The 25,235-nt window shown below is 66.2% G+C and carries 23 protein-coding genes, 2 pseudogenes and 1 riboswitch; of the genes and pseudogenes, 12 read left to right on the top strand and 13 right to left on the bottom strand.

Features of this window, described 5'->3' with window-relative positions; translation table 11 throughout:
- Positions 1-5: 5 nt before the first annotated feature.
- The 3 genes from ACPXB3_RS03135 to ACPXB3_RS03125 form a co-directional block, all read right to left on the bottom strand.
- On the bottom strand, positions 6-1,034 hold the full coding sequence (locus ACPXB3_RS03135; RefSeq protein WP_425726316.1) for a hypothetical protein: 1,029 nt from the start codon (positions 1,032-1,034) through the stop codon (positions 6-8).
- A gap of 61 nt (positions 1,035-1,095) precedes the next feature.
- Positions 1,096-2,739, bottom strand: a complete 1,644-nt coding sequence (locus ACPXB3_RS03130; protein ID WP_425702601.1) for a hypothetical protein — start codon at positions 2,737-2,739, stop codon at positions 1,096-1,098.
- A 15-nt stretch (positions 2,740-2,754) separates the two neighbouring features.
- Complete coding sequence (locus tag ACPXB3_RS03125) at positions 2,755-4,053, bottom strand: serine hydrolase domain-containing protein (RefSeq protein ID WP_425702603.1); 1,299 nt, start codon at positions 4,051-4,053, stop codon at positions 2,755-2,757.
- A gap of 78 nt (positions 4,054-4,131) precedes the next feature.
- Between ACPXB3_RS03125 and ACPXB3_RS03120 the strand changes: the two genes are divergently transcribed.
- Complete coding sequence (locus ACPXB3_RS03120) at positions 4,132-4,740, top strand: QsdR family transcriptional regulator (protein WP_425726314.1); 609 nt, start codon at positions 4,132-4,134, stop codon at positions 4,738-4,740.
- Positions 4,741-4,778: 38 nt separating this feature from the next.
- Here ACPXB3_RS03120 and ACPXB3_RS03115 read toward each other — a convergent pair.
- Positions 4,779-5,075: pseudogene (locus ACPXB3_RS03115) on the bottom strand (TetR/AcrR family transcriptional regulator); the annotation flags it as partial.
- Between the two features lie 14 nt (positions 5,076-5,089).
- Between ACPXB3_RS03115 and ACPXB3_RS03110 the strand changes: the two are divergent.
- The 4 genes and pseudogenes from ACPXB3_RS03110 to ACPXB3_RS03095 form a co-directional block, all read left to right on the top strand.
- Positions 5,090-6,036 (top strand): annotated as a pseudogene (locus ACPXB3_RS03110) (dihydrodipicolinate reductase); the annotation flags it as partial.
- Between the two features lie 215 nt (positions 6,037-6,251).
- Positions 6,252-6,857, top strand: coding sequence for an LGFP repeat-containing protein (locus tag ACPXB3_RS03105; RefSeq protein WP_425702606.1), 606 nt, complete (start codon positions 6,252-6,254; stop codon positions 6,855-6,857).
- 171 nt (positions 6,858-7,028) lie between these two features.
- Positions 7,029-7,475, top strand: coding sequence for a hemerythrin domain-containing protein (locus tag ACPXB3_RS03100; RefSeq protein WP_425726422.1), 447 nt, complete (start codon positions 7,029-7,031; stop codon positions 7,473-7,475).
- A gap of 10 nt (positions 7,476-7,485) precedes the next feature.
- Positions 7,486-8,151: a phosphoribosyltransferase gene (locus tag ACPXB3_RS03095; protein ID WP_425726312.1), complete on the top strand. Its 666-nt coding sequence runs from the start codon at positions 7,486-7,488 to the stop codon at positions 8,149-8,151.
- Here the strand turns inward: ACPXB3_RS03095 and ACPXB3_RS03090 are convergent, their stop codons facing one another.
- Together ACPXB3_RS03090 and ACPXB3_RS03085 are read right to left on the bottom strand one after the other, a co-directional pair.
- Positions 8,152-8,637, bottom strand: a complete 486-nt coding sequence (locus tag ACPXB3_RS03090) for an SRPBCC family protein (RefSeq protein ID WP_425726310.1) — start codon at positions 8,635-8,637, stop codon at positions 8,152-8,154.
- Positions 8,638-8,640: 3 nt separating this feature from the next.
- Positions 8,641-8,967 (bottom strand): ArsR/SmtB family transcription factor, encoded by a 327-nt coding sequence (locus tag ACPXB3_RS03085; protein WP_425702924.1) that lies wholly within the window; start codon positions 8,965-8,967, stop codon positions 8,641-8,643.
- A 188-nt stretch (positions 8,968-9,155) separates the two neighbouring features.
- Here ACPXB3_RS03085 and ACPXB3_RS03080 point away from each other — a divergent pair, with 188 nt between their 5' ends.
- On the top strand, positions 9,156-10,196 hold the full coding sequence (locus ACPXB3_RS03080) for a YihY/virulence factor BrkB family protein (protein WP_425726308.1): 1,041 nt from the start codon (positions 9,156-9,158) through the stop codon (positions 10,194-10,196).
- A gap of 38 nt (positions 10,197-10,234) precedes the next feature.
- Here ACPXB3_RS03080 and ACPXB3_RS03075 read toward each other — a convergent pair whose 3' ends face one another.
- Entirely contained in the window at positions 10,235-11,026 is a 792-nt protein-coding gene (locus tag ACPXB3_RS03075; protein ID WP_425702612.1) for a hydroxymethylpyrimidine/phosphomethylpyrimidine kinase, read from the bottom strand.
- Between the two features lie 135 nt (positions 11,027-11,161).
- Between ACPXB3_RS03075 and ACPXB3_RS03070 the strand changes: the two genes are divergently transcribed.
- Positions 11,162-12,013, top strand: a complete 852-nt coding sequence (locus ACPXB3_RS03070; protein ID WP_425702614.1) for a 3-hydroxybutyryl-CoA dehydrogenase — start codon at positions 11,162-11,164, stop codon at positions 12,011-12,013.
- A gap of 49 nt (positions 12,014-12,062) precedes the next feature.
- On the opposite strand, the gene fadD5 is transcribed toward ACPXB3_RS03070, so the two are convergent.
- Positions 12,063-13,667, bottom strand: coding sequence for a fatty-acid--CoA ligase FadD5 (fadD5, locus tag ACPXB3_RS03065; protein ID WP_425726306.1), 1,605 nt, complete (start codon positions 13,665-13,667; stop codon positions 12,063-12,065).
- Positions 13,668-13,829: 162 nt separating this feature from the next.
- On the opposite strand from fadD5, the gene ACPXB3_RS03060 reads away from it, so the two are divergent.
- The gene (locus ACPXB3_RS03060; protein WP_425702618.1) at positions 13,830-14,045 is read left to right on the top strand and encodes a dodecin; all 216 of its coding nucleotides are present in this window, start codon (positions 13,830-13,832) and stop codon (positions 14,043-14,045) included.
- Positions 14,046-14,071: 26 nt separating this feature from the next.
- Here the strand turns inward: ACPXB3_RS03060 and ACPXB3_RS03055 are convergent, their stop codons facing one another.
- Entirely contained in the window at positions 14,072-14,884 is an 813-nt protein-coding gene (locus ACPXB3_RS03055) for a methyltransferase domain-containing protein (protein ID WP_425726304.1), read from the bottom strand.
- 245 nt (positions 14,885-15,129) lie between these two features.
- Here ACPXB3_RS03055 and ACPXB3_RS03050 point away from each other — a divergent pair, with 245 nt between their 5' ends.
- Entirely contained in the window at positions 15,130-17,367 is a 2,238-nt protein-coding gene (locus ACPXB3_RS03050; RefSeq protein ID WP_425726302.1) for an NADP-dependent isocitrate dehydrogenase, read from the top strand.
- A gap of 94 nt (positions 17,368-17,461) precedes the next feature.
- On the opposite strand, the gene ACPXB3_RS03045 is transcribed toward ACPXB3_RS03050, so the two are convergent.
- A complete protein-coding gene (locus ACPXB3_RS03045) occupies positions 17,462-18,016 on the bottom strand; it encodes a hypothetical protein (RefSeq protein ID WP_425702623.1) in 555 nt (184 codons plus the stop codon).
- A gap of 69 nt (positions 18,017-18,085) precedes the next feature.
- Positions 18,086-18,150: riboswitch (guanidine-III (ykkC-III) riboswitch) on the top strand.
- An 18-nt stretch (positions 18,151-18,168) separates the two neighbouring features.
- Here ACPXB3_RS03045 and ACPXB3_RS03040 point away from each other — a divergent pair.
- The 3 genes from ACPXB3_RS03040 (at position 18,169) to ACPXB3_RS03030 (ending at position 19,445) form a co-directional block, all read left to right on the top strand.
- Entirely contained in the window at positions 18,169-18,483 is a 315-nt protein-coding gene (locus ACPXB3_RS03040; protein WP_425702625.1) for a DMT family transporter, read from the top strand.
- 1 nt (position 18,484) lies between these two features.
- Entirely contained in the window at positions 18,485-18,823 is a 339-nt protein-coding gene (locus ACPXB3_RS03035) for a DMT family transporter (protein ID WP_425702627.1), read from the top strand.
- Between the two features lie 145 nt (positions 18,824-18,968).
- Positions 18,969-19,445, top strand: a complete 477-nt coding sequence (locus ACPXB3_RS03030; RefSeq protein ID WP_425702629.1) for a DUF5313 domain-containing protein — start codon at positions 18,969-18,971, stop codon at positions 19,443-19,445.
- A 10-nt stretch (positions 19,446-19,455) separates the two neighbouring features.
- On the opposite strand, the gene ACPXB3_RS03025 is transcribed toward ACPXB3_RS03030, so the two are convergent.
- Genes ACPXB3_RS03025 through ACPXB3_RS03015 form a run of 3 tightly spaced genes read right to left on the bottom strand, consistent with a single transcriptional unit; the run spans position 19,456 to position 25,120 of the window.
- Positions 19,456-22,800 carry an ATP-binding protein gene (locus ACPXB3_RS03025; RefSeq protein WP_425702631.1) on the bottom strand — a complete coding sequence of 1,115 codons (3,345 nt, stop codon included), beginning with the start codon at positions 22,798-22,800 and terminating at the stop codon, positions 19,456-19,458.
- Entirely contained in the window at positions 22,797-23,633 is an 837-nt protein-coding gene (locus tag ACPXB3_RS03020; protein ID WP_425702633.1) for a DUF4194 domain-containing protein, read from the bottom strand. The genes ACPXB3_RS03025 and ACPXB3_RS03020 overlap by 4 nt, the downstream gene beginning before the upstream one ends.
- Positions 23,630-25,120 (bottom strand): DUF3375 domain-containing protein, encoded by a 1,491-nt coding sequence (locus ACPXB3_RS03015; RefSeq protein ID WP_425702634.1) that lies wholly within the window; start codon positions 25,118-25,120, stop codon positions 23,630-23,632. The genes ACPXB3_RS03020 and ACPXB3_RS03015 overlap by 4 nt, the downstream gene beginning before the upstream one ends.
- Between the last annotated feature and the right edge of the window lie 115 nt (positions 25,121-25,235).

Genomic DNA, 25,235 nt, shown 5'->3' with positions numbered 1-25,235 from the left:
GGTGGTCAGCCGGCCCGCCGCAGCGTGGACACCATCTGACTGACGTCAGCGGGATCGGCGGCGCCCGGAACGCCTTGTGGCAGTGAGATCACGAACAAGACGCACCCTGGCTGCCCCGAGACCGTGGTGGCAACCATGCTGTGGATCGCCGTCGGCCCGACGCACGCCGACGGCTCGATGTCGGTGACCGTGGCGATCACTTGCACCGCCGGCGCGCCGCCCACCGTCAGCCGCTGGGACGCACCGAGTTGCACCTGCGGAACATGCCCGGATTCGGAGGTGTAGATGTCGGCGACCAGCGACGCCTCGGATTGCACGGCCTCATTGATATCGGTGGTGTCGGATGCACCGGGCAAGCCCGAAACACCCACGGAGTCGTTGCGGCACTGCGCGGTCTCCAGGCTCGCGGCACCGCTCATCGTGCGGATTGGACAGTAACCGAAAGGTCCGCTGTCGCAGCGCTTTTCCCAGCCGACCAGCGTTCCGCAGCTGGCTACCTTCCAATTCGCCGGGACATCGTAGGACAGGCCGCGTTTGCCCGCCACGGTGTGCCATCCGGCGGGCGTGTTCGAGGCGGGTGTGGCGGTGGGGCACTGCGTTCGTTCCGGTGCGGTGGTTCCCGACCCCGATTGCGATGCCGGCGGTGTCGCCGAGGAAGGCGGGGCCAACGAAGACGGGCCCGCCGGCGAACTGTCGGCGACCGGCGAACCGTGCTGATGCGAGTTGACCTGCCGATAGGTGACGACACCGACCGCGACGACCGCACCGATCAGCAGGATTGCGACGATCCCGATGACAGCGAGCGCTTTGCCGCTGCCGCCGCCGCTGCCGCCCGAGGACAGGCCGATCGGATCCGTCGGCACGCCCGCGTCCCAGGCGGGCTGCGGCTGAGCGGCCATCGGCTGCCGGCCCTGCTGTGGGTATCCCTGTTGTGGGTATCCCTGCTGGGGATAGCCGTCCTGGGCATGATCCTGCCGAGGACAGTCCGGCGGCGAATTGTGCTCGGATCGGCCATCGGGTGGCGGATAGGTCATCAGGTTCCCCCGTCATCGTCCTCGACGGAGCGCAACGCTATCACCCGTGGTCGGGCGGGTGTCAGGGGCGGCGACATCCCGGTCCGGCGGGCGCAGACGCGGGGCCGGGGACGCCGTCGAGGTTGACGCCGATGACCCGATAGCAGGCGAGCACGCCGGGTGCGGGGTCGATCCAGCCGTTGTCGTCGTCGGTGACGCAGTGTGCACAGACGGTATGCCATGTCCCGCCGGCGTCGCGGCGCTCGATGGTGTAGCGCGGTGACCCGGCGGAGCCCTCGAATCGGACGTGCCCGTCGGCGGTGGAGATGATGCGGGGCGCCGGCACCCGCTGATGGGGCGGTGGCGGCCGATACCCCGCGACGGCGAATGCGTGGGTGCGGAGTAATTGCGCTCGGGCAGCCATGTCGGGGGCCGAGTTGGTGATGGTGTTGCGTCCGGTGTAGTACAGCGCCCACCAGTTGCCGTCCTCGCCCCATTCGCAGGTAGGGTTGCATCGAGAATTGGCCGGAACGGGTTGCCAGCCACCGCCATCGGCATGCGAGAGCAGCGCCCAGTAGTTGTCGCCGACGATGTGGGGGTCGGCTCGCAACCCCGCCAGGAAGTCACTCAGTGCGGCCGGTGTTGCGAAATCGGTACGGTCCCAGCCGAATTCGATGACCGCGAAGGCCTTGCCGGCCGCCGCGACCTGTGCGGCCTCCTGATGCAGGAACGGCGCGGCACCATCGATCCGGTTGCCGCCGGAAACCAGCGGAAACCAGTGCGGGTAGTACTCCAGGGCATAGATGTCGATCCCGGGGATGTTCAGTGCCGCCGGAGTCACAAAGGCGTCACCGCCACCGAGGCTGATGTTGACGAACAACTGGCGCGGACTGGTGGTGTGGAACGCTTTCGACACCTGGCCCAGCCACCCTTCGACCGCAGGCAGACCGACTCCGTCGAGCAGGGCGAGATTGTTGCCGTCCACCCAGCCGACGAACGTCGGGTCGTCCTTGTAGGCCAGCCCGGTCAGCGGGTTGACATGCTCGAGTACCGTCCGCATGTGGTTGATGTAGTCAGAGATGATGCGGGGATCGGTGAAGAATGCCTGCCCGCAGTCGGAACGATTGCGCCACTGGCAATACCACGAGTGACTGGAGACGTTACGGGCCCCGGGAAAGGCCGGGCGCGCATTCGCATCCCCGTCGAACTCGCCGAGGAGTTTCAGGCCATGCCGCCGGGCGGCGGCCACGACCTTGTCCATCTGCGCGAAGGCGTTGGGGTTGAACTTCCCCAGTGCCGGCTCGATGCAGTCCGGGCAACCGATGGTGTCACCGAGTGTTTGCGACCGCACCACGGTGGCGCCCATGTCGCGGGCGGTCGCGAAGGCGTCGTCGACCTCGTACTCCGATGGGTACGCCTCGCTACCGGCGGGAATGGAAGCCGACGGCTCCGGACCGTAGTTCTTGAGCCCCAGCCATTCGATATTTGCGCCTGCAAAACGAAACGGCTTGCCCTGCAACGATAGTGTCGACCCGTGGCGTTCCACGCGCCCGTCACGGAACTGTGCAGCGGAGAGACCTGCGACCGGCGCGACGGGGCCGGCCGAAGCCGGTCCGGCGGCACCGGGCTGATCTGCGCGTGCGTGAGCGGGCATCAGTTGCAGACCGACCAACATCAGGAGTGTGCAGATGGTTCCGAAGGCGAACAGCCGGTATGAGCGGGGCATTGTGTGAGATCTCCTTCAGTGCGCGCTGGGCGCGAGGTCGCGAAGCAGGACGTTCGGGTCGGCGTAGGCGTCCGGCGATGCCGGTACGCCGGTGGGTGGAGCCTGGTACGGGCCGGGATCGTGCCAGGGTGTATCGCGCACTCCGTGCAGCAGGATGCGGAAGAAGTTGTGGAAGAGATCGCTGGCGGCCGGATTGTTGGTGCCGTATGAGTTCGCGTCGCCGGCGACGCCCATCCACATCACGGCGATGCGCAGGCTGGGGATCATGAAGTCGTCCTGATGGGCGGCGCCGTCGATCGCATACAGGTCCGGTGGTGCAGAGAGGATCATGCGGTGGTCGATCGTCTGGCGATACGGCATCTCCCCGGCGGTGCACCGGGTGCCGCGATTGGTCCAGAACAACAGGCCGTAGCATCCGTTTGCGGCCGACGGAATGCTGACTCGTCCGGCGTAAGACGGCGAAACGATCTGGCGCCCAGCCCATGTGCCCTCATTCAGCATCAACAGCCCCAGTTTGGCGAACGACCCGGGCTGCAGGAACAGGTGCGCATAGCCGTAGGTGTGTCCGGTGCGGTCTCGCAGCCAGGTGTAGTTGGCGTGCGCAATCCCCAACGGCGCGAACAGATATCGATCGGCGAATGCCTGCAGATCGGTACCCACGGCTCGTTGCACCACGAAGGCCAGCAGATCGGGGCCGCGCTGACTGTAGGAGAAGTACGTGCCGGGTCGGGCAACGAGCGGCTGGGCGAGTGCTTCTTGCGCGATGTCGGGATCGTTTCCCACCGACGCCACCTCGGCGATCTCGGCCGACTGCAAACCCGACGTCTGGGTCAGCAATTGTCGTACCGTGATGGCGCGGTGTGCCGCATCGCCCCAATCACGTCCTGTCGGAAGGTAGCGACCGATCGCGTCGTCGAGTCGCAATGCACCGTGGTCCGCCGCGATCCCGGTGAGTATGGAGACAACACTCTTGGTCGCGCTGAATACCGGCATTTGCGCGCCAGAAGTCGCGGTGTTCGATCGACCTGTACCGACGAGGCAGTTGTTGCGGTACACCCGCACGGTCGCACGCATGTGGCTCTCGGCGTAGGCAATTGCGTCCCGAACGGCGACCGGATCCAGTGCGACCCTGGCCGGCTCGACGCGTTGCTGATCGGCGCCGGAGGTGGTGGTCGGACACTGCGTCGGTGTGGTGCTTCCCGGGGCGGCGGCGGCCGGAGCGGGGACCGGCAGCACGAACACCGCGATCGTGCAGGCCACAGCGGTGAGAATCGACGCGATTGCGGGTCTGATCCGGTGTGGCGTCGCGAGCATGATGAGACAATAACCAACAGTGTCGTATCGCGTTGCAAATTGCAGAAATGTCTCATCGGAGCGGCTAGGATCTTGCCCATGGGCAAGACGGGTGAGTCTCTCGCGTATCGGCAATCGACAAGTCGCGACCAGCTGCCGGCGCGGTCCACCCCGGTAGATGCATTCGAGGCGGCGCGACACGCCTTTCTCTCGGGCCGGCGATTGGACATGGGTGCGCTGGCACGTGATCTCGGTGTCTCGCGTGCGACGCTCTACCGCTGGACCGGTGATCGCGACAACCTGCTGGCCGACGTGCTGTGGGTGGAACTCGATCGGCTCCTCGACGCAGCCGCCGACCAGGCGGGGGGCTCAGGTGTCGCGCGGATTCACGCGGGTGTCACCTGGTTCCTCGATGCGGTGGCCGCCGCTGACCCGCTCCGGGCCTTGCTGCGCGACGACGGCGCCCGGGCCGTCCGCATACTTACTGCGCCGACCGGTCCGATCCGGCCACGATTGGTCGGTCGTATCGAAGAACTGATCGCGGCCGAGGTCCGCGAGGGTGGTTACCGCCCACCGGCGCCGGCCGGTGTGCTTGCCGATGGAATCGTCACCGTCGGCGAACGGTATCTCCACAATGATGGCGACCCGGAGCTCAACCCCAATCCGGAAACCGCGCGGGTCGTGATCTCGCTGTTGCTGCGGGAGTGAGGTCGGTGCGGCGCCGGCGCGAGCGGTCCGAGCCCGGTTCAGCCCTCGAGGTAGGCGACCATGCTGCCGATGAGTCCCTCGATGGCGTCGTCGAGGTCGCCGTAGGTGCCGAGCACGCGCTCGGAGGTGATCCCGCGCATGGCGGCCGGGATCAGCGCCGCCACCCGGCGGACCTTGACCGGGTCGAGTTCGAGGTCCGCAAACGAACGCTGGCATGCTTTGTCCCAGTGCGATTTCCATGAGGACAGCTCGGCGGCGGTGAGCGGGTAGTCGCGTTCGAGTTCGGCATGGTCGCGGGGCAGCGCCGCGCGCAGGGTCTCGATGGCGAGCGACTCGGATCGACGTAAGCGACGCAGGCGAGATCGTCGGCACCGCGCGGGTCGGCGTGATCGCCACCGGGACCATCGAGGAGATCATCGCCGCCCACCCCGACGTCCTCACCTTCCACGGCGTGTTCCCCGACGAGGAGCTCTACGAAAGAGTGCTCGAAGCCGGTATCGACATGGTGACCACCGCCGACTGGATCACCGGCTTCCACCGCGACCGCAACCACGCCCATCCCTCGGGCGCAAGGTCAGCGAGGTCATCGAAGCGGCATGCGAGCGTGGCAATTCCACCTTCTACGGCACCGGAACGAATCCGGGACTGTGCCAGATCCTCGCCATCGTGCACACCGCCGACGTCGCCGACATCGAGAACGTCACGGTCACCGAATCCGTCGACGTCTCCTGTCATCACTCCGTGGAGACCTGGAATGCCGTCGGCTATGGCCGGCCGATCGACGATCCGACCATCCCCGATTCGCTCTACAAATACACCGCCGTCTTCGCCGACTCGGTCTACCTCATGGCCGACGCCTTCGACCTGGAACTCGACGAGGTGAAATTCAGCTACGACCTCGGCGCCTGCACCAAGGACATCGACCTCGGCTGGTACTTCATGTCCAAGGGCTCCTTGGGTGCGAGTTACATCAGATATCAGGGCATGGTGGACGGGGTCGCGCGCGTGGAGTCCCGCCTCGAATGGCAGATGACCCCGCACACCGATCCTGCGTGGAACATCAAGGGCTGCTACATCACCCAGGTCACCGCCGACCCCGACATCTACAGCAAACACATGATCTTTCCGCGGAAGGGCTTCGACTTGTCGAATCCGGAGAACTTCGCCTCCATCGGCATGACCGTCACCGGCCTGCCCGCCCTCAACGCCATCACATCGGTCGTCGCCGCCGCTCCCGGCATCGTCACCAGCGCCGACCTTCCCCTGCGCGGGTTCGCCGGCCGCATCCGCATCTGAGCTGCACGGTCTGCGGGCGCCCACATCAACTGATCAGCGCCGACGCCGTACCCTGCGGCGTTTCGGGCCGGCTACGGCGACTCTTCGTGCAGGACACGAAATAGCACCGTGACCCGCAAATCCTGGATTCATCATGACAACTTGGTTAGCGTCGCGGACGGGCCATCGATGGCGTGTCCGCTTGGCCGAGAAACAGTGAGAACCGAAGGGAAATCATGAAGCAGACCATGCGACTGGCGGTGGGCGTTGCCGCAATCTCCGTTGCGGTGTTCACCGCAGCCGGTTGTAGCGACGACAACAACGATTCGTCGGCATCATCGTCGTCGTCGGCGACGATGGCCGAGAGTCCCGCTTCCAACAGTGCGGGCGCGCAGGGACAATCGGTGAGTCTGACGGCCGCCGACGGCACGCCGGTCACCCTGACCGGACCCATTGCGGCGAAGTACAACTCGGCGACCGAGAAGCAGAAGACGGACCTCGGCAAGCCCAAGACGGGCGCCGAAGCGTCGGGCACCAGTCCCAACGGCGTGGTGTTCCAGCAGTTCGACGGCGGAGTCATCACGGCCAAGAACGCCGACGCCCCGGCGTACATCACCTGGGGCAAGATCCGTGACGCGTGGAACCTTCCGCGCGACGCATCCGGCCAGCCGGCACCAAACGGCAAGGGCGGCTCACAGGGACCCCTCGGTACCGCGACGAGCGATGAGACCGAGGCGGGCACCGTGAAGACCTCCACCTTCGAGCACGGCAAGATCACCTGGGATTCCGCGACCGACAAGGTCGAGGTGACGGTCAACGGGACAGTCGTCCCGGCGTCATAGTCTCCCGCCGCGGGCCCGATGTCCCGGCCCGGACCGGGGCATCGGGGCCCGCGCCAAGGGGCCGGTCTTGCCGTCTCGTGCGGAGTACGGTGTGGTGCGGATGTGGTCGACGGCTGCGAAACCCCACAGGCAAGGAGATCCGACGTGTGCCAGTACTGCGGATGCCGGGAGATGCCGCTGCTCCGCGACTACACCGCCGAACATGAGCGCGCGGTCAACCTCGGCGGAGACGCCGTCCGGGCATTGGACGCCGGCGACCTCGCGCGAGCGCGGGAGTTGGCAGCGCGGCTGCGCCGCGAGCTGCGCTCGCATTGGCAGGGCGAAGAGGACGGTCTGTTCGCCGAGTTGCTCAGCACCGATGAGATCTTCGCCGACCATATCGATCCGCTGATCACCGAGCATCGCGAACTCGACGACTTCCTGCAGTCGATGGATCTCTCGCTGACGCCGGTGCAAGAAGCATTTCGGGAAGCGGTGTTCGATCTGCATCACCACATCGCCAAAGAGGAGGATGCACTCTTTCCGGCGTCGGTGACCACCCTGGACGGCGACCAGTGGGATTCGGCGATCGCTGCATGGCAGCGCGCACACCCCGGCGAGACGATGCTTCACACCTGAATGGCGGCTGATGAGCCCACCGGATCGCCCGTACCGCGACCGCACCGACGCCGGTCGCCGGTTGAGTGGGCACTTGTCTCATCTGTCGGGGCGCAACGATGTGGTCGTCTTGGCCCTCCCCCGCGGTGGGATTCCGGTCGGTGTGGCCGTGGCCGAAGCGCTCGGGTTTCCGTTCGACATCTTCCTCGTCCGAAAGCTCGGCGTGCCCGGCCAACCCGAACTGGCCGCGGGAGCCATCGCCGCCGACGGCACGGTCGTGATGAACGACGATATCATCGCCCACACGCATACCTCGCCGCATGAGTTGGAGGCGGTGATTGCCAGGGAGACAACCGAACTCGCGCGCCGCGAAGGAGCCTACCGAGAGGGTCGGCCAGCGCTCGCGGTGGCAGGTAAGACCGTTGTCGTCGTCGACGATGGCGTCGCCACCGGGGCCACGATGCGTGCGGCGCTGAGCACCCTGCGGCGGTTGGGCGCGGCCACACTGATCGTTGCGGTGCCGGTCGGCCCCGGAGAGGTCGCGACAGACTTCCCCGACGCGGACTCGGTGATCTGCCCCGTCACCCCACACCCGTTCCGCGGTGTCGGCGGCGCCTATGACGATTTCACGCAACTGACCGACCGAGGAGTGCAGTCGATACTCGCCGGGTGGTATCCGCCCGCGGGTAATCCGTGACTACCCGGCGAGGAAGACGTCGATCTGATCGATTGCGCCCGACGCTCCTTCGACGATGCCCATCTCGAGAACCTTCTCCAACGCCTCAGCGGAGTCGTATCTGCTCAGATAGGTGGCGACGGTGCCGGCGTCCTTTTCGGCGAAGGTGTACTCGTTGACCGATACCGGCAGGGATTCCACCGGGTTGAAGTCGTCATCGGCGAAGCCGTCGCGAAAGGTGAAGCCACGCGGCTCGTCGATGGAATCGATGATCCAGTAGCCGGAGAACTTCTGTCCGTCGGGACCGGTCATGAAATAGGTGACCCGGCCACCAGGAGTGAAGTCGTGGTCGACAAACGTGGCCGGATGGCTGGGCGGGCCCCAAATGCGTTCGAGCTGACGCGGATCGGCGTAAATCTGCCACACCCGTGCCCGCGGTGCGGCGAACTCGGCGGTGATGGTGAGGGTGCGGGCGTCGATATCGTGTGTGACGTCGATGACGGGCATGGGTCAATCCTCCTGATTTCGGTGATCTCTTGGTGTGGGTTCGGTGGCGAGGAGCTCGTCGATACGGGCGATTCGGCCCCGCCAGAGCTGTTCGAGTTCGGCGAGCATCGCGGTGACCGCGCGTACCGCGGTGACGTCGCCGGTGGCCAGCTGCTCACGACCGTGACGGCGTTTGTTCAGCAGGCCGGCCCGCTCGAGTACGGCGACATGCTTTTGCACCGCGGCGAAGCTCATGTCGTAGTGCGCCGCGAGTGCGGAGACCGAGTGCTCCCCCGACAGGACGCGTCGCATGATGTCGCGGCGGGTCCGGTCGGACAACGCATGGAACATCGCATCTGCGCTGTCCTCGTCGTCGGATCCGGCCACCTCCTGAATATACAACCAATTGGTTGTATGGTGTCAAGGCCGCTGGACACGCCGTGGCGGACTCGTGATTCGGCGACATCACCGTCCGGTCGGTGATGATCGTCGTGGAAGGTTCCCGAACGGACCCGAGGTGTCGGAGAAAGGTGGCCGTGATGTCGCTCAGTGCGCGCGTCGACCGATTCCAGCGCCGCCACCCCCTCAGTGGTTATCCCCTCGCGGTCGCCTACAAGTTCTTCGACGACCAAGGCGGGTACCTCGCCGCCCTCATCGCCTACTACGCGTTCATCTCGCTGTTCCCGCTGCTCCTGCTATTGACGACGGTCCTGGAATTCGTGCTCCGCGACAATCCCGGACTACGGGAGCGGATCGTCGATTCGGCGATGTCGCAGATCCCGGTGCTCGGATCCGAACTGGGCCGCCCCGGCGAGCTCAGCGGCGGGACGGTTGCAGTGGTCATCGGGATCGTCGGTGCGCTCTACGGTGGTCTCGGCGTCGCGGTCGCGACTCAGAATGCGATGAATGTGGTGTGGGCGGTGCCCCGCAACGACCGGCCCGACCCGATCCGGGTGCGGGTGCGCGGCCTGATGCTGCTCTCGACTGTGGGAACCGCGATCATCGCGCTGACCGTGGTCAACGGCGCAATCGCGGCCGTGGACCTCGGTACGACGGGCCGATGGCTCTCGATCGCGGGCGCGGTACTTCTCACGGCCGCGGTGTTCGTGGTGGCCTTCCGCATCGGTACGGTACGCACAGTCGGTGTCGCTGACGTCCTCCCCGGCGCCGCGGCCGCCGCCATCGGCTGGCAGGCACTGCAGAGCTTCGGCAGCATCTACGTCCAGCACGTCATCGCGAACGCGAGTGCCACCACCGGGGTGTTCGCCGTCGTGCTGGGCTTGCTGGCCTTTCTCTATGTCGCGGCCATTCTGGTCGTGTTCTGCCTGGAGGCCAACGCCGTTCGCGTCGATCGGCTCTATCCACGCTCGATGCTCACCCCGTTCACCGACAACGTCGTCCTCACCCGCGGCGACAAGGCCGCCTACTCTGCTCAGGCGAAAGCCCAGCGACACAAGGGGTTCGAGGAGATCCACGTCAGCTTCGACAAGCGCCCGAAGGACCCGGGCAGCTCAAAGGACCCGGGCAGCTCAAAGGACTCGGGCAGCTCAAAGGACTCGAAGGATCCGCCGCCGGAGTGACCGGCCGACGAGACCGTGGTGTGCCGTGCGTGGCGAGATCAAGGACGGGGATACACCGCGTCGAACGGCGCCGCGGAGGCGATCCGGTTCTCGATCCCGGCATGGGTGAACGCTTTGGCGGTACCGACGGCATCGAGCACGCTCGCACCCTTGGCCAATTCGGCCGTGGTCGCCGCAGCGAAGACACACCCCGCACCGGAAACGCGCTCCTGGCCGACCTTCGGCGCGCGCAGCACGGTGACCCCCGAGCCGTCGAAGACCACGTCGACGGCGTCGTCGCCGGCGAGCCCGACCCCACCCTTGACGATGACCACCTGCGGCCCCTGGTCGGCGATCCGGCGGGCTGCCTCGGAGAGGTCGTCGACGCTGGTCAGTTCGTCCATCCCGGCCAGCGTCGCCGCCTCGAACAGGTTGGGGGTGACGACGGTGGCCAACGGCAGGATGTGTTCGCGCAGCGCGTTGTCGGTGTCGAGAGCGGCACCCGGTTCTTGTCCTTTACAGATCAGCACCGGATCGACGACGACATGCCGCCACGGCCGGGCGCGCAATGCGTCGGCGACGGTGGTGATGGTCTCCGGTGTGCCGAGCATCCCGATCTTGACGACCTCGGGTTCGTGGGCGACGGTGGCGGCCTCGATCTGGTCGGCGATGACGGGTGACGCGATCGGGACGAACCGGTGTCCCCATCCGGCTTTCGGATCGAACGAGACGATGCAGGTGACGGTGCCGACGCCGTAGGTACCCAATTGGGCGAAGGTCCGCAGATCGGCCTGCAGTCCGGCTCCCCCGGTGGCCTCGGAACCGGCGATGACGTAGGACACCGTGGCCATGAGCGTTTCTCCTCTGCTTGATCGCGATCTGCTAGGCCTTCCACCATGCCAGGAAGGCGGCATCCGGCTGCGACGTGCCCTGCGCCTGGCACTACGCTTGGCGTCGGTTCACTACTGCCTACGTGGAGGGTTTTCATGACACAGCTCGGAGTGGTCGGCGGCGGCACCATGGGTGCGGGCATCGCCGAGGTCGCGATCCGTGCCGGCGATGATGTCCTGGTGCTCGAACGTGACCAGAGCGCCGCCGACGCCGCGCGCACCCGGATCGAGAAGTCCATCGGACGCGGGGTCAGCAAGGGCAAGCTCTCCGAGGACGACGCCGCACAGGCGCTGTCCCGCCTTACCCTGACGACCACGGTCGGAGATTTCGGCGATCGCGAACTGGTGATCGAGGCACTCCCCGAGGTCGAGTCACTCAAGGTCGGCTTCTTCGCCGAACTCGACAAGGTCACCGACCCCAAGGCGATCCTGGCCACCAACACCTCGTCGATCCCGATCATCCGGGTCGCCCGGGACGTCGCCGATCCGTCGCGCGTCGTCGGTGTCCACTTCTTCAACCCGGTGCCGGTGATGCCGCTCGTCGAGATCATCTCGAGTCTTGCCAGCTCGCCCCAGGCGATCGAGACGGTCACCGCCTACGCTCGTGATCACCTCGGCAAGCGCACGATCGCGGCCGGTGACCGCGGCGGGTTCGTCGTCAACGCCCTGCTGGTCCCCTACCTCGTGAGCGCCATCCGCATGTACGAGAGTGGTTATGCCACAAAGGAAGACATCGATACGGGCATGATCAACGGCTGTGCCCACCCGATGGGCCCGCTCACACTGTGTGACACCGTCGGTCTCGACGTGGTGCACGATGTCTCCGAATCGCTGTACCAGGAATTCCGCGAGCCGCACCTGGCACCGCCGCCGCTGCTGGCGCGCATGGTCGAAGCCGGTTACCTCGGCAAGAAGAGCGGCAAGGGCTTCTACGAGTACAAGAGCTGACCCGAGCAGCCGAGCGCTGATGCCGGCGGCGCGGACGGCGCTCCCGGCATCAGCGCAGTCCGGCGTCCTTGCTGCCGAAGGCTTCGCGGAGTCGGTGCTTGACGACCTTGCCGCCGGCGTTTCGCGGTAACTCGCCGACGATGATGATGTCCTTCGGCTGTTTGAAGCGCGCCAGGGTCTCGTTCAGGTACGGCTCGAGTTCGGCGAGCGTGAGATCGTCTACGCCGGCGGTCAGTGCGACGACGGCGACCGGTACCTCACCCCACTTCTCGTCGGCACGTCCGATGACCGCGGCCTCCGCGATCTTCTCGTGTGCGTAGAGGACGTTCTCCACCTCGGCGCAGTACACGTTCTCGCCGCCGGAGATGATCATGTCCTTGGCACGGTCGACGACGTAGAGGAAGCCCTCCTCGTCCTCGCGTACGAGGTCTCCCGAGTGAAACCAGCCGCCGCGGAACGCGTCGGCGGTCGCCCCGGGATTGCGCCAGTAGCCCTTCATCAGATTCGGTCCGCGGTAGACGATCTCGCCGACATCGCCGGGCGCGACATCGTTCATCATCGGGTCGACGATCCGAGCGGTCACCACGGGCACGATCTCGCCGATCGAGCCGACCTTGGTGAGCGCGTCCTTGCCCTCGAGGATGCAGGTCACCGGTGACATCTCCGTCTGCCCGAACGCGGTCATGTTGGCGGCCTGGGGAAATGTGGCGTTCATCGCGTCGAGGACGGTGTTCGACGCCGGCGCCGCACCCCAGCTGATGGTGCGCAGCTTGAGATCTCGCGGCCGTGCGCGTTGGGCGGCGCACACGGCCTGCCATTGGGCGGGCACCATGAACACCGAGGTGGTGCCCTCACGCTCGAGGGTGTCGAGCATGTCGTCGGCATCGAAGGCGCCGAGCGGATGGATCACCGCCGTCACCCCCCGATAGAACGTCGGCGCGAACGCTGCGAGCCCGGCGATGTGGAAGATCGGTGGCACAACCGAGGCAACGTCGGAGTCCGAATGTGCCTGCGCGGCCGCGATGGTCGTCACCGCCTGCGCTTGCAAATTCTGGTGGGTGAGCATGGCGCCCTTGGGTTTTCCCGTCGTGCCCGAGGTGTACATGATCAGCGCGACGGTGTCTTCCGGTACATCGATCGCCGGCAGATCGGCGCCGTCCTCGGCCACGAGGGTCTCGTAGTCGAGGTGGTCGGCCGCGTCATCGCCACCTCCGACGACGATGGTATGGGTGATGCCCCCGGCCGCGGTGGCGGCTTGCGTCAGCGGCGTGAGGAGGGACTCGGTGATGACCACGTGCGCGCCGCTGTCGGCGAGGAGATAGGCCACTTCGGCCGGGCTCATCCGGATGTTCACCGGAACGGCGACCGCACCGATCAGGTTGGCGCCCAATACCGCCTCCACATATTCGGTGCGGTTGCTCAGGACCAGCAAGACGCGGTCGCCGAAGTCGATCCCGCGGCGGCCCAGCGCAGCTCCGATCGCGCGGGATCGTTTGTCGAGTTCCCGCCACGTGGTGGTGCGTCCGAGGAATCGCAACGCGGGGCGGTCCGGGGTCATCAGCGCGTGCCGGTGCACCTGGTTGTTCCAGTGCGCGCGGCGCGATTGCAATGGCTCGGTGGTCAGATCGCCTACCGGCTCGGTGATGACGCTCATCGGTGGTCTCCCCAGTGGCATGGGTGTGTCGTGACTCACATGGTAGGGCCGTTGCCCGAGCAGGGCGGGCGCATCGGCCATCCGGGCGCGCCGGTGAACACGAGTTGGTGTTGATCGCCCGAGAGCGGCCACCACGGCTGCAAACCGTGCCAGAATCGGCCTATGAGTGAGCACACATATCGGGTCATCGAGGTCGTCGGCTCCTCTCCTGACGGCTCGGATGCGGCGATCGCCAATGCCATCGCCCGGGTTTCCCGGACGACCCGAAACGTCGAATGGTTCAAGGTCATCGAGACCCGTGGGCACGTCGCCGACGGGGCCGTCGCGCACACGCAGGTGACGCTGAAGGTCGGTTTCCGCATCGACGACGCCGACTGAAGTCGGCTGATCTGCGCCCTGGGCCGTCACGCGCGGGCGACCACCTCGCCGTGGGGGATCACCAGCCACCCATCAGGGTGTGCTGCCCACTCCCGCCAACCCGCTGAGATGGCGTCGAGGTCGGCGCGGCTGGCGAGGCCTCGTTCGATCGCCATCTGCCCGATCGTGGAGTAGATCCGGCGCTCCCACATCCCGCCCCATGCGGCCCGCTCGTCGGGAGTCGCGTAGCACCACACCGATGCCGACGGCGTCACCTCGGTGAATCCCGCCTCGTGGGCCCACGCGAGAAGACGGCGGCCCGCGTCCGGCTCGGCGTCGTTGCCGTGTGCGACGGTGCGATAGAGGTTCAGCCACGCGTCGAGGCGCTTGTCGGCAGGCCACCAGCTGAACGCCGCATAGTCGGCATCGCGCACCGCGACGACCCCACCGGGCCGGGTGATCCGGCGCATCTCGCGTAGCGCCGCCACCGGATCCGACAGATGCTGGAGCACCTGATGGGCGTGGGCGACGTCGACACTGTCGTCCGGGGTGGTGAGCCGGTAGGCGTCGTCGACGGCGAACTCGACCGGGATGCCGCGCTGCGCGGCGAGCGCACGGGCCTGTCCGAGCGGCGCCTCGGTGATCTCGACACCGCGTACCCGACCGGGTGCGACGAGTCGGGCGAGGTCGACGGTGATACTGCCGGGCCCACACCCCACGTCGAGAAGGTCGAGGCCCGGACGGAGAAAGGGAATCAGGTAGGCGGCGGAACCGGCCGCGGTACGCATCCCGTGACTCGACACGACCACCGAGTCGTGGCCATGGGTGTAGACGTCACGATGTGGCGTGGCATCGGTCATGTGTTCCGCTCCTTCCTCGAGGTCATCGGGTCTGTGATTCTCGTCGCAGGCGCGGAGCGCATGTGACGTAACGGGAGGCCGACCGGAGTCGTAAGCTCGGAACTGGCCCGAACCCGAGGGCCGTGGGCGGTGGCTCCACCGAACGCGTCAACACGCGCCGATGCCGCTACGCCCGCGATACTGGTACCGCCCCGACAACACGAATCAGGGCGCTGCGTGACCACGACTGGAGAGTAAGGCAGATTATGAGCGCGGAGAAACCGACCATCATCTACACGCTGACCGACGAGGCGCCCATGCTGGCGACCCACGCCTTTCTGCCGATCATTCGAGCGTTCGCCGACGCCGCCGACGTCAACGTCGAGACCTCCGACATCTCGGTTGCCGCGCGCATCCTCGCCGAGTTTCCCGATTATCTGACCGACGAGCAGAAGGTTCCCGACAATCTCGCCGAGCTCGGCCGGCTGACTCAGGACCCCGGGACCAACATCATCAAGCTACCGAACATCAGTGCATCGGTTCCGCAGCTCCTCGCGGCGATCAAAGAGCTCCAGGACAAGGGCTACAAGATCCCCGACTTCCCGGGTAACCCGAAGACCGACGCCGAGAAGTCGATCCGTGATCGCTACACGAAATGTATTGGTAGTGCGGTCAATCCTGTTCTACGCGAAGGTAATTCGGATCGTCGCGCACCCATGGCGGTCAAGGAGTATGCGCGCAAGCACCCGCACAGCATGGGCGAGTGGTCGATGGCCTCGCGGACACATGTCGCCTACATGCGGCGTGGTGACTTCTACCACGGCGAGAAGTCGATGACCCTCGACCGCGATCACGAGGTCAAGATGGAACTGATCACCTCCTCGGGCGAGAAGATCGTGCTCAAGCCCAAGGTGCGCCTCGAGGCCGGCGACGTCGTAGACAGCATGTACATGTCGAAGAAGGCACTCGTCGAGTTCTACGAGGAGGAGATGGAGGACGCCTACAAGACCGGCGTCATGTTCTCCCTGCACGTGAAGGCCACGATGATGCGGGTCAGCCATCCGATCGTGTTCGGACACGCGGTGCGGACCTTCTACAAAGAGGCTTTCGCCAAGCACGGTGAGCTCTTCGACGAGCTCGGCGTCAACGTCAACAACGGACTCTCCGATCTGTATTCGAAGATCGAGGCGTTGCCTGCGTCGAAGAAGGAAGAGATCATCGACGATCTGCACGCGTGCCACGAGCACCGTCCGGAGCTGGCGATGGTCGACTCGGCACGCGGCATCTCGAACTTCCACTCCCCCAGCGACGTCATCGTCGATGCGTCGATGCCGGCCATGATCCGCGCCGGCGGCAAGATGTACGGCGCCGACGGACGGCCCAAGGACACCAAAGCCGTCAACCCCGAGTCGACGTTCTCGCGGATCTATCAGGAGATGATCAATTTCTGTAAGACCAACGGCCAGTTCGATCCCCGGACCATGGGCACGGTCCCCAACGTCGGTCTGATGGCGCAGCAGGCCGAGGAGTACGGCTCACACGACAAGACCTTCGAGATCTCCGCGGACGGCGTCGCCAACATCACCGACCTCGCCACCGGTGAGGTGCTGCTGTCGCAGAACGTGGAAGAGGGCGACATCTTCCGCATGTGCATCGTCAAGGACGCCCCGATCCGGGACTGGGTGAAGCTCGCCGTGACCCGCAGCCGCGACTCGGGGATGCCGGTGGTGTTCTGGCTCGATCCGTACCGTCCCCACGAGAACGAACTGATCGCCAAGGTCACCACCTACCTGAAGGACCACGACACCGAGGGCCTCGACATCCAGATCATGTCGCAGGTGCGTGCCATCCGGTACACGATGGAACGGCTGATCCGGGGCCTCGACACCATCTCGGCAACCGGCAACATCCTGCGCGACTACCTCACCGACCTGTTCCCGATCCTGGAATTGGGTACCAGTGCGAAGATGTTGTCCATCGTGCCGCTGATGGCCGGCGGCGGGCTCTATGAGACCGGTGCAGGTGGCTCGGCACCCAAGCACGTCAAGCAGCTCATCGAGGAGAACCACCTGCGGTGGGACTCCCTCGGCGAGTTCCTGGCACTGGCGGTCAGCCTCGAGGATCTCGGGCGCAAGAACGACAATCCCAAGGCCGAGGTGCTCGCGCACGCCCTCGATCTCGCCACCGGGAAGCTGCTGGAGAACAACAAGGGCCCCTCACGGAGTACCGGCGAACTCGACAACCGTGGCAGCCAGTTCTACCTGGCGCTCTACTGGGCCCAGGCACTGGCGACGCAGACCGACGACGAGGAACTCGCCAAGCACTTTGCGCCGCTGGCGAAGGCGCTCGAGGACAACGAGCAGGCCATCGTCGCCGAACTCGACGGGGTGCAGGGCGAGCCGGTCGATATCGGCGGCTACTACGCCCCGGACAACGAGCTCACCGACGAGGTGATGCGGCCGAGCGAGACGTTCAACTCGGTACTCGAGACCGCGCGCGCCTGAACCCGGCGCGAGGCGATCGCGCACCGCACGCTGCACGCGAGCCCCGTTCCCGGCCCGGAGCGGGGCTCGGGTCGTCGGTGGCGGGTCTTCTGCGTCACATGGCCTCGAATGCCCGCCCGAGTTCGGCCGCGACGTCGATGATGCGGGCACTGGTCACCAGCGGATCCTCGATCCGGGCGGCGACGTCGCGCGCGATGAAGCGCTTGATCTCGTCATCGACCTGCCCCACCACCCGGATGATCTCCCCGCGCAGATTGCGCGACGCCACGCCGACGGTGACATCGCTGGGGCGTGGCGGCCGGACGTCGATGTGCAGCTGGAGAGGTTCGACGGCCCGCGCGGTGAGGGCGAGCCGGACCGATCCGTCGACGTCGTACTTGATGCGGTCGACCCGCAGATCCACCAGCAGTCGGATCGACAACGGGATTCGGACGGTGAATGTGATCAGGTCGGAGATATCGCGGACGATCTGTGGTTCGGCGATGCTGACCCGGGCGCGGACCCTTGCGATCCCACCCGGGCCGGATGGGATGGGACCGACGTCGAAGGAATCGCCGGTGATCGCGGTGAACGCCCCGGCCACCCGATCTTCGGTGACGGCCACTTCGAAGAAGCGGCGGCCGAACTCCTCGTAGGTGAGGTCTGACATCCCACCATCGTCGCAAATGGCCGCCAATTCGGCGGGAATCATGACGAAGAAGTGTTTGCTAGCCTCGTGGCGGTGTCCGATCCGGACCCGCGGACGAGGGAGCAGTACCCGCTCAGCGACAAGACTGCCACGAAGGTGGAGGCGAACTCGTCATGTCCTGGCTGATCCTCATTCTCTCCGGTGTCCTCGAAGCCGTCTGGGCGGCAGCGCTCGGAGCGTCCGACGGGTTCCGCAAACCCTGGCCCGTCGTCGTCTTCGTCGTCGCGCTGACCCTGAGCATGGTGGGTCTGGCGGTTGCGATGGCCGACTTGCCGCTGGGCACCGCGTACACGGTCTGGGTGGGCATCGGGGCAACCCTGACAGTCCTCTGGGGCCTCGCGACCGGCCAGGAACGCGCCGGTGTCGGGCGCGTCCTGTTGTCGGCGTTACTCATCGGCTCGGTGATCGGCCTCAAGGCGGTGAGCTGACATGCCGTGGGTCATCTTGGTGCTCTCGGCAGTCTGCGAGTCGGTGTGGGCTGCTGCCCTCGACCGCTCCCATGGCTTCACCGAACCCGTTCCGGTGATCGTCTTTCTGGTGGCGCTCGCGGTCAGTATGGCCGGTATCGGCTGGGCCGCAAGGTATCTCCCGATCGGTACCGCCTACGCGGTGTGGGTCGGAGTCGGCGCGACACTTACCGTGAGCTACGCAATGATCACCGGGCTCGAGAGTGTGTCGGCGGCCAAGATCGTGTTTCTCGCAGGCATCGTGGTGGCGATCATCGGGCTCAAGGTCGTCGGATCGGACCGGCAGGTGCCGAGGCGCTAGAAGGTACCACTGTACAATCGGTTGTGCACTACTGATTGTCGGCGGGGGTCACCCCAGAACGGGAACCGCCTCCGCTTCGCCGATCCGGCACCGGCCGGAGGACAATGAACGGTGACGGACGATCGCTCGAGAAGAGGAACCCCGCATGGTTGAGACCAACATCGGCTCCGGGAACACGGGAGGCTCCGCGAAGGCCGGGTCATCGACCGGTGCCGCACGACCAACCGTGCCCGGGGTGGGCAGAGATCAGCGTCCGCACGGGTGGCAGTACGTCAAGTACGTGTACGGCGCCCGGCTCCCCGACTCGATGCGTGAGTGGGTCGAGGGTGACCTGGCCGGCCCCGGCGCCACTGTCCGGATGGTGGCCCGATGGGCGGTGCCGTGCGTAATCATTTTGATCCCATTGCTGTTCGTGCCTGCCGACTGGCTGGTCCGGGCGAACATGACCGTGCCGATCCTGATCCCGTACATCTTCTTCTCCATCGCCCTCAACCGCGTATGGCGGCGTTACCGGCTCAGCCAGCACGGCCTCGATCCGGACCTGATCTCCAAGCGGGAGCGGGAGAAGAACGCCGACCTCTACGACGAATACCACCGCAAGTACCGCGGCACCGGCCGCTGACGCCGGCCGGCTAGATCAGCCGATCGTGGCCCGAGGTCCGGCGGAGATCGGAGAACGCCCCGATCGACGTCGACGTCGCCGTGGCAACAGGCCGCCCGCCGGCCGCCTCGGTCTTCGACACCATCACCACGTTGTCGATGTAGGGCTGGATCGTGCTGGTGTTCTGCACCGTGGCCACGATCACCAGCTGGAATCCGAACTTGCGGAACGCCGAGAGCGCCTGTTGGGCGAATTGCGGGTCGGACTTGGAAAACGCCTCATCGAGCATGAGCTGGGCGAAGATCGGCCGGTTGTCGTCGCCGTGGGGGCTGGCCAGGTTGAAGCTCAGTGCGCCGGCCAGGCAGAACGCCATCAGCTTCTCCTGCTCGCCGCCGGAGTTGTCGCCGGCGTTGCTGTAGGTCCGGATCGTCTCGCCGCCCTCGGCGTCATGTTCTTCGCAATAGAAGTCGAAGCGATTACGCACGTCGAGTGCATCGCGCGTCCACTGCCGGTCCTCGGGCGTGGCACCGGCCAGCCGCTCTCGCAGCATCAGGATGTCGGCATACTGCTCGAGGATCGCCTGCTCGTCGCCGAAGGCCACCGCCGTCGAACGCTGTGCGATCAACCGAGCCTTCTCGGTGAGTTCGGCTGCGGCACCGAGGTTTCGGCGTCCCGGCTGTAGTCGCAGACGGGTTCCGCGGTTGAATGCGACGGCCCCCAACCCGGTGTTGACCCGCTCGATCTGATCGATGATGCGCCGTTCCTCGGCGTCAGCGGACATATGCAGGTTGAGGATGGCACCCGGGGCCTGCTCGGTGATGAGGCGACGCATACGTTCGTAGGCGCCGGGAAGTTCGCGTTCGTCGATCCGACGGCACAGCGCGACGTAGTCGTAGATACGCTCGTCGAAATCCGCACTGTCATTGGGGATCGCGTCCGGGAACTCCTCGTCGTAGGTGGACAGGATCCGCGTCAGTTCGTCGCGCGAGCGGCGTGCATCGGCCCGCATGCGGTCCCGATCCCGGCCGACGGCCTTGAGCAGCTCCTGCCGATACGGATCCGGTGTCAGCACGTCGAGCGTCGCCGCCGAATCCTCGCGGAAGGTGTCGAGGGCCGCCTCGGCCGGCCCGGAGATGTCCTCGGCCTTGAGTCGATCGACGAGGTCGAGCAGCTGGGTCCGGCGCACATCCTGGGTGGCGATGCGGTCGCGAACGAGGGCGGCCTGCGAGATCGCCGAGCGCACCTGCTCCCAGATCTCCTCGGCTTTGCGTTGCAGGGCCTCGACGTCGGGATGCTCCTCCATGAGCAGTTCATACTGCTCCGAGAGCCGTTCGGCACGATCGTCGGCGGATTCGACATCGATCTCACTCCACTGGGTGAACTGTTCGCACACAGTGCGATACATGTCCCGACGGCGTTGCTTGTCGGCACGCTCGCGCTCGAGGACCGCGGTCGCTTCCCGCGCCGCCCGGTACACGCTCTCCTCGTGATCGAGTTCTTCCTGCAGTGCGGCGAGCTTGGCGTCGACGTTCCCGACGAAGAGGTACTGCGACGGTCGCAGCTGCTGACGGTCATCCTTGATCGCCAGCTTCGCCGAATCCTTGCGCAGGCCGCGGTCGGTCACGGCCTTCGGGTGGTCGGCGAACTCGGCGGGATCGTCCACGCACACGTAATTGCCGAGCCGCCCCAGGATCGCCAGTGCCTCGGTCGAACTCGGGTGCTCGGGATCGACCGCGCGCAACGTGGCCGCCAGCGTGCCCGGCTCGGGCGGCGCCGACGTCCGGCGCTCGACGTGGTGTAGCTGAATCCGACCGCGCATGTCGTGGGTGTTGACGAATCGCAATGCCGACGCGAAATGCCGGTCGGGCACCAGGAGTCGGAGTCCGGCGTTACGCAGGACCTTCTCCACTGCCGGGCGCCACCGTTCGTGTTCGGGATCGAGTTCGACGAGCTCGGCGACGTAGCGCAGGGCGGTCTCGTCGACTTGTAGAGCATCGGTGAGCACCCGGCGCATCTCGTGTTCGGCGCGCGGGAGGGCCGAACCGGCCTTTCGCACCCGGGCGAGCTCCTCGGCGGCCCCATCGCGGCGGGTACGTGTGGACACCTCGGACGCGAGCAGCTCGGCGTAGTGCCCCTTGCCTGCCGCGAGCTGCCCGTCGAGCCGGTTCGCATCCTCGATCAGCGATTCGCGGGTGGCCCAGAAGTCCTCGGCGGACTCGGGGATCTCCACATCGAGTCCCGACATCTTCGACTCGAAGGAGGCCCGCCGCATCGACACCTCGTTGGCCGCCTTCTGTGCGGCCGCGAGCTGCTCCTGCAGCGGAGCGAGATCAGTTGTGCTGGAGGATATCCGGGACAACAAATGGCTATGGTCCTGGCGTAGCTGGTCGTGCTGGGTGGTCAGCGCGGCCAGATCCCCGTCCAGCCGGGCGATCTGGTCGTCGAGATCGGCGATCTCCGGTTCCGCGTTGCGGATGCGCAGGTTGGTCACATATGCACGGATCGTGGCGGAATCGATGGTGTCGAGCACCGAGAACTTGGCCGATTCGGTCGCATACCGTTCCTGCACGGTCTCGATGTTTCCGAGGATCGTGCGCTTGCGCCGCGCGACGTCGAGGAGCTCACGTGCCTCGACCAGCGGATCGATCTGCTCGAGGGCGTCCTTGATTCCGGCGATGCTCGTGGGCTCGTCGAGCATGAACTCCCGCACGAACTGGGCCAGGCCGCCGACGCTCTTGAGCGACTTTGCCTTGCCCAGCAGCTGCTGTGCGGCCTCGGAGCCGCGAATGCCGATGAGCGAGTACAGGGATGCGAGATACTTGCCCTCGCCCGGCCCGCCGCGCCAGCCGCGCTCGCGCAGCCGCGCGGCGTTGTGCCCGTTCGCAGCCCACTCGTTGCAGACCTCGACGATGTCGGCGTCGCCCTCGGTGATGAAGTAGGCACTGTGGGCGTCGGTCATCTTGCCCGCCGCCAGCCACTTCAGGACCAATCCGGTGATGGCAGTGCCCGACGCGGAGGTGTAGGTCACCGAGATGGCCGCCCACGCGGGGCCGGTCCCACGCAGATACATGATCTCGCGGGTGGAGTTCACACCGTCCCGACGCTCACCCCACGCCCCACGCACGTATTTGCCGACGGTGCGCCGTCCGCTCGCCGAGCCGGCCGCGGTGGCATCGCCGGAGGCGTTGAAGTTGCGCCGGTGATCGGGCAGAAAGGCCAGGGAGATGGCGTCGAGCAACGAGGACTTGCCGCTGCCGGACGCACCTGTCACGAGAGAACCGTTGGCACTGAACGGGATCGAGTGGTAACCGTCGAAGACGCCCCAGTTGATCAGTTGCAGCCGGGACAGATGGAACTGATCGACGCGATCGCTCACCAGTCATCTCCTTCGTCGGTGTCGTCGCCGTAATCGGTGTCCTCGGCGTCGCGGTCACCGGGCCGATACTCCCCCGCCGGGTTCTCGCGGCTGTGGGATTCGTCGTCCTCGCCGGCCCCGGCCTCCTCGCCCGACCCGATGAACTGCTCGAACTGATGCTGCAATTCGGTGATCACCGAGGCGGTCATGATCGCGCTGATCGCCGGGCTGACCGTGAAGGTGTCCGGGTCGTCGCGGTGGCGGCGCAACAACTCGAGTTCCTCGAGCTTGTCGATGGCCTTGTCGATGCGTTTGTCGAACAGCGCAAGGTCGCGGTCGATGGTGTTGGAGACACCGGCGAACAGTTCGTGGATCTCCTCGTGGGTGATCAGTACCTGGTCCTCACGCGCGGCACGCATGTGCTTGGCCAGGTGCAGGGCCAGGATCGCATCGTAGGCCTGGATCGTCTCGCGCTTGAGAAGCCGTCTGCCCCAACGGGAGTCGTAGCCAACCTGCTCGGCGAAGGCCACCTCCAGTTCGCCGACCAGACGCAGTCGCAGGTCGAGCTCGGAGAGGCGCACGCGCAGGAGGTCCTGATATTCGACGATCCATGACCACAGCTGCGGGGTGCGGTCGCCGCTGATGTAGCGGCGGGTCAGCAGATTCTGCAAGGCCCAGCACGCACGGTCGGGCATGGCGCTGACGTCACCGTCGAACCGCGGGACCTTGGTGCCCTCGTCGGCGACGGCAGCGCGACTGACCGCGGGCAGGTCGTCGTAGCCGGTGAACTCCTCGGCCCGGAACGTGGTTGCCTCGGAGTTGCCGGTCGCGGGCTTCTCGGACTGGCTGGTCACAGGTTGTCGACCTCCGCGGTGGGAATGGGTTCGGTGAATCGTAGGACGGGTACCTCGATGCGGCGGTCCTGGCCGTCGAGGGAACGGAATCGTATCTCCGAGGTCTGCGGCCCACCGGGATCGACGTCGATGCCGATATCGGTGTCGGTTCCCGACGGCTGGCGTAATGCCCACGACCACAACACGATCACGTGGGCCAGATACGGCGCAGCGAGCGCATCGATGACCTCGGGCAGTGACACCGGGCCGCGGGCGACGGCATCGTTGACGACTTCGGTGAGTTCGACGGTGTCGACCTGTCCGGCGAGTGAAACGAAGGAGTCGAGGTCGGCGTCACCGGTTGCCGGTAGCGCCGGCTGCGGCGGTTCGGGGGTGCGGATCTCGAAGGCAAGGCGCCCATTGGAGGCGAGTGCCGGTGTCGCCAGCGGCAATTCGTGGCCGAGTCGGCGATCGGCGAGGGAGATCGTCAACAGTTCGTTGGCGGTGGCCAGTGCGTCGTTGAGCTGGCGCGCGATCCCGCGGCTCTGCTCGAGAGTGCCGGAGGCGACGAATCGCCGGATGCGCCGGGCACATCGGCGGCGGATGCGGCCGACCTCGTCGATCTGCTGGGTGACGAGGACGAAGAAGTTCTCCATCACCGAGCGCAACCCGTGGTCGATGGCCGGCAGGTTCGCGGTCAGGGTTTCGATGTCGGCGGCCAAGCGTGCACGTTGGGTGGGATCACCGATCATGTGGGTGAACGCATGGTAGGAGGCGCTTTGCGACGACTCCAGCAACGCCTCGTAGTCGTCGAACAGCTGACGCTGCCGGTCTCGGTAGGCCAGGTCGGAATCGTTCGGGTCGTCGAGCAGGACGGTGGTGATGCGATCCAGCATGCTGCCGTACTGGCCGATGTCGGAGATGATCTGTTCCATCTGATAGGCGATGGCGCGTGCCTCGTCCTCGGCTGCCCTCAGGTCCGGTGGGCGGCGCCGGCCGGCGTCGAGATCGGCGAGCTCGGCGTCGAGTTCCTCGATCTGCTGGGTGAGGTCCTCGCGTATGTATCGCGGGTCGGCACTCACCTGCCCCGCCACCCGGCGCAGGCCGGCTGCGATGCCGTTGATCGAGCCGCCGGTGGCAACCGAATCCTCGCGGCGCAATCGCCGCATGTAGTCCAGGACCGATCGAGCCTCGGGCGTGAGGTAGCACAGGTTCTGGGTGGCCACGACCGGATCGGCCATGCGGTGCAGCCAGCCGTTCTTGGCCCATAGCTTCAGCAGCTCCATGCCGTTGGGCTGGTCGCCGACTCCGAGGTCGGTCATGTCGCGCTCGAGGCGGATGGCCAGGTCGGTCTCCGTCCGGCGGGCGCCGAAGTCGAGATGCCGTTCCATCAGCGTGACGTAGAGGGCGGAGTTCGTCGCGGCGAACAGTCGAACGGCCGCCGACCGCTGAATCGACCGGTTGGAGTCCCACGCCTGCAACAACGTGGGTTGGTTCGCGCTCTCCATCGCTCCTCGTTGTGTCATATCCGGGGTTGTGTCATATCCGGGGTTGTGTCATATCCGGGGTTCTGTGTCATCTCGGCGGCCATCGTGCCGCCAGGTAGTCTCCCACGTTCACCGA

Origin of the sequence: Gordonia sp. DT219, assembly GCF_049847065.1 — a bacterium.
Taxonomy (GTDB): domain Bacteria; phylum Actinomycetota; class Actinomycetes; order Mycobacteriales; family Mycobacteriaceae; genus Gordonia.
This window is presented reverse-complemented; position numbering and strand designations above follow the sequence as displayed.

Bases quoted from the DNA above. Each gene is read 5' to 3' on its own strand.
- ACPXB3_RS03090 (WP_425726310.1), bottom strand. From the start codon at position 8,637: ATGCCCGTCATCGACGTCACACACGATATCGACGCCCGCACCCTCACC.
- ACPXB3_RS03130 (WP_425702601.1), bottom strand. From the start codon at position 2,739: ATGCCCCGCTCATACCGGCTGTTCGCCTTCGGAACCATCTGCACACTC.
- ACPXB3_RS03105 (WP_425702606.1), top strand. From the start codon at position 6,252: ATGAAGCAGACCATGCGACTGGCGGTGGGCGTTGCCGCAATCTCCGTT.
- ACPXB3_RS03095 (WP_425726312.1), top strand. From the start codon at position 7,486: ATGAGCCCACCGGATCGCCCGTACCGCGACCGCACCGACGCCGGTCGC.
- ACPXB3_RS03120 (WP_425726314.1), top strand. From the start codon at position 4,132: ATGGGCAAGACGGGTGAGTCTCTCGCGTATCGGCAATCGACAAGTCGC.
- ACPXB3_RS03015 (WP_425702634.1), bottom strand. From the start codon at position 25,120: ATGGAGAGCGCGAACCAACCCACGTTGTTGCAGGCGTGGGACTCCAAC.
- ACPXB3_RS03045 (WP_425702623.1), bottom strand. From the start codon at position 18,016: ATGTCAGACCTCACCTACGAGGAGTTCGGCCGCCGCTTCTTCGAAGTG.
- ACPXB3_RS03100 (WP_425726422.1), top strand. From the start codon at position 7,029: ATGCCGCTGCTCCGCGACTACACCGCCGAACATGAGCGCGCGGTCAAC.
- ACPXB3_RS03075 (WP_425702612.1), bottom strand. From the start codon at position 11,026: ATGGCCACGGTGTCCTACGTCATCGCCGGTTCCGAGGCCACCGGGGGA.
- ACPXB3_RS03035 (WP_425702627.1), top strand. From the start codon at position 18,485: ATGCCGTGGGTCATCTTGGTGCTCTCGGCAGTCTGCGAGTCGGTGTGG.
- ACPXB3_RS03080 (WP_425726308.1), top strand. From the start codon at position 9,156: ATGTCGCTCAGTGCGCGCGTCGACCGATTCCAGCGCCGCCACCCCCTC.
- ACPXB3_RS03055 (WP_425726304.1), bottom strand. From the start codon at position 14,884: ATGACCGATGCCACGCCACATCGTGACGTCTACACCCATGGCCACGAC.
- ACPXB3_RS03040 (WP_425702625.1), top strand. From the start codon at position 18,169: ATGTCCTGGCTGATCCTCATTCTCTCCGGTGTCCTCGAAGCCGTCTGG.
- ACPXB3_RS03060 (WP_425702618.1), top strand. From the start codon at position 13,830: ATGAGTGAGCACACATATCGGGTCATCGAGGTCGTCGGCTCCTCTCCT.
- ACPXB3_RS03085 (WP_425702924.1), bottom strand. From the start codon at position 8,967: ATGTTCCATGCGTTGTCCGACCGGACCCGCCGCGACATCATGCGACGC.
- ACPXB3_RS03125 (WP_425702603.1), bottom strand. From the start codon at position 4,053: ATGCTCGCGACGCCACACCGGATCAGACCCGCAATCGCGTCGATTCTC.
- ACPXB3_RS03050 (WP_425726302.1), top strand. From the start codon at position 15,130: ATGAGCGCGGAGAAACCGACCATCATCTACACGCTGACCGACGAGGCG.
- fadD5 (WP_425726306.1), bottom strand. From the start codon at position 13,667: ATGAGCGTCATCACCGAGCCGGTAGGCGATCTGACCACCGAGCCATTG.
- ACPXB3_RS03070 (WP_425702614.1), top strand. From the start codon at position 11,162: ATGACACAGCTCGGAGTGGTCGGCGGCGGCACCATGGGTGCGGGCATC.
- ACPXB3_RS03030 (WP_425702629.1), top strand. From the start codon at position 18,969: ATGGTTGAGACCAACATCGGCTCCGGGAACACGGGAGGCTCCGCGAAG.
- ACPXB3_RS03135 (WP_425726316.1), bottom strand. From the start codon at position 1,034: ATGACCTATCCGCCACCCGATGGCCGATCCGAGCACAATTCGCCGCCG.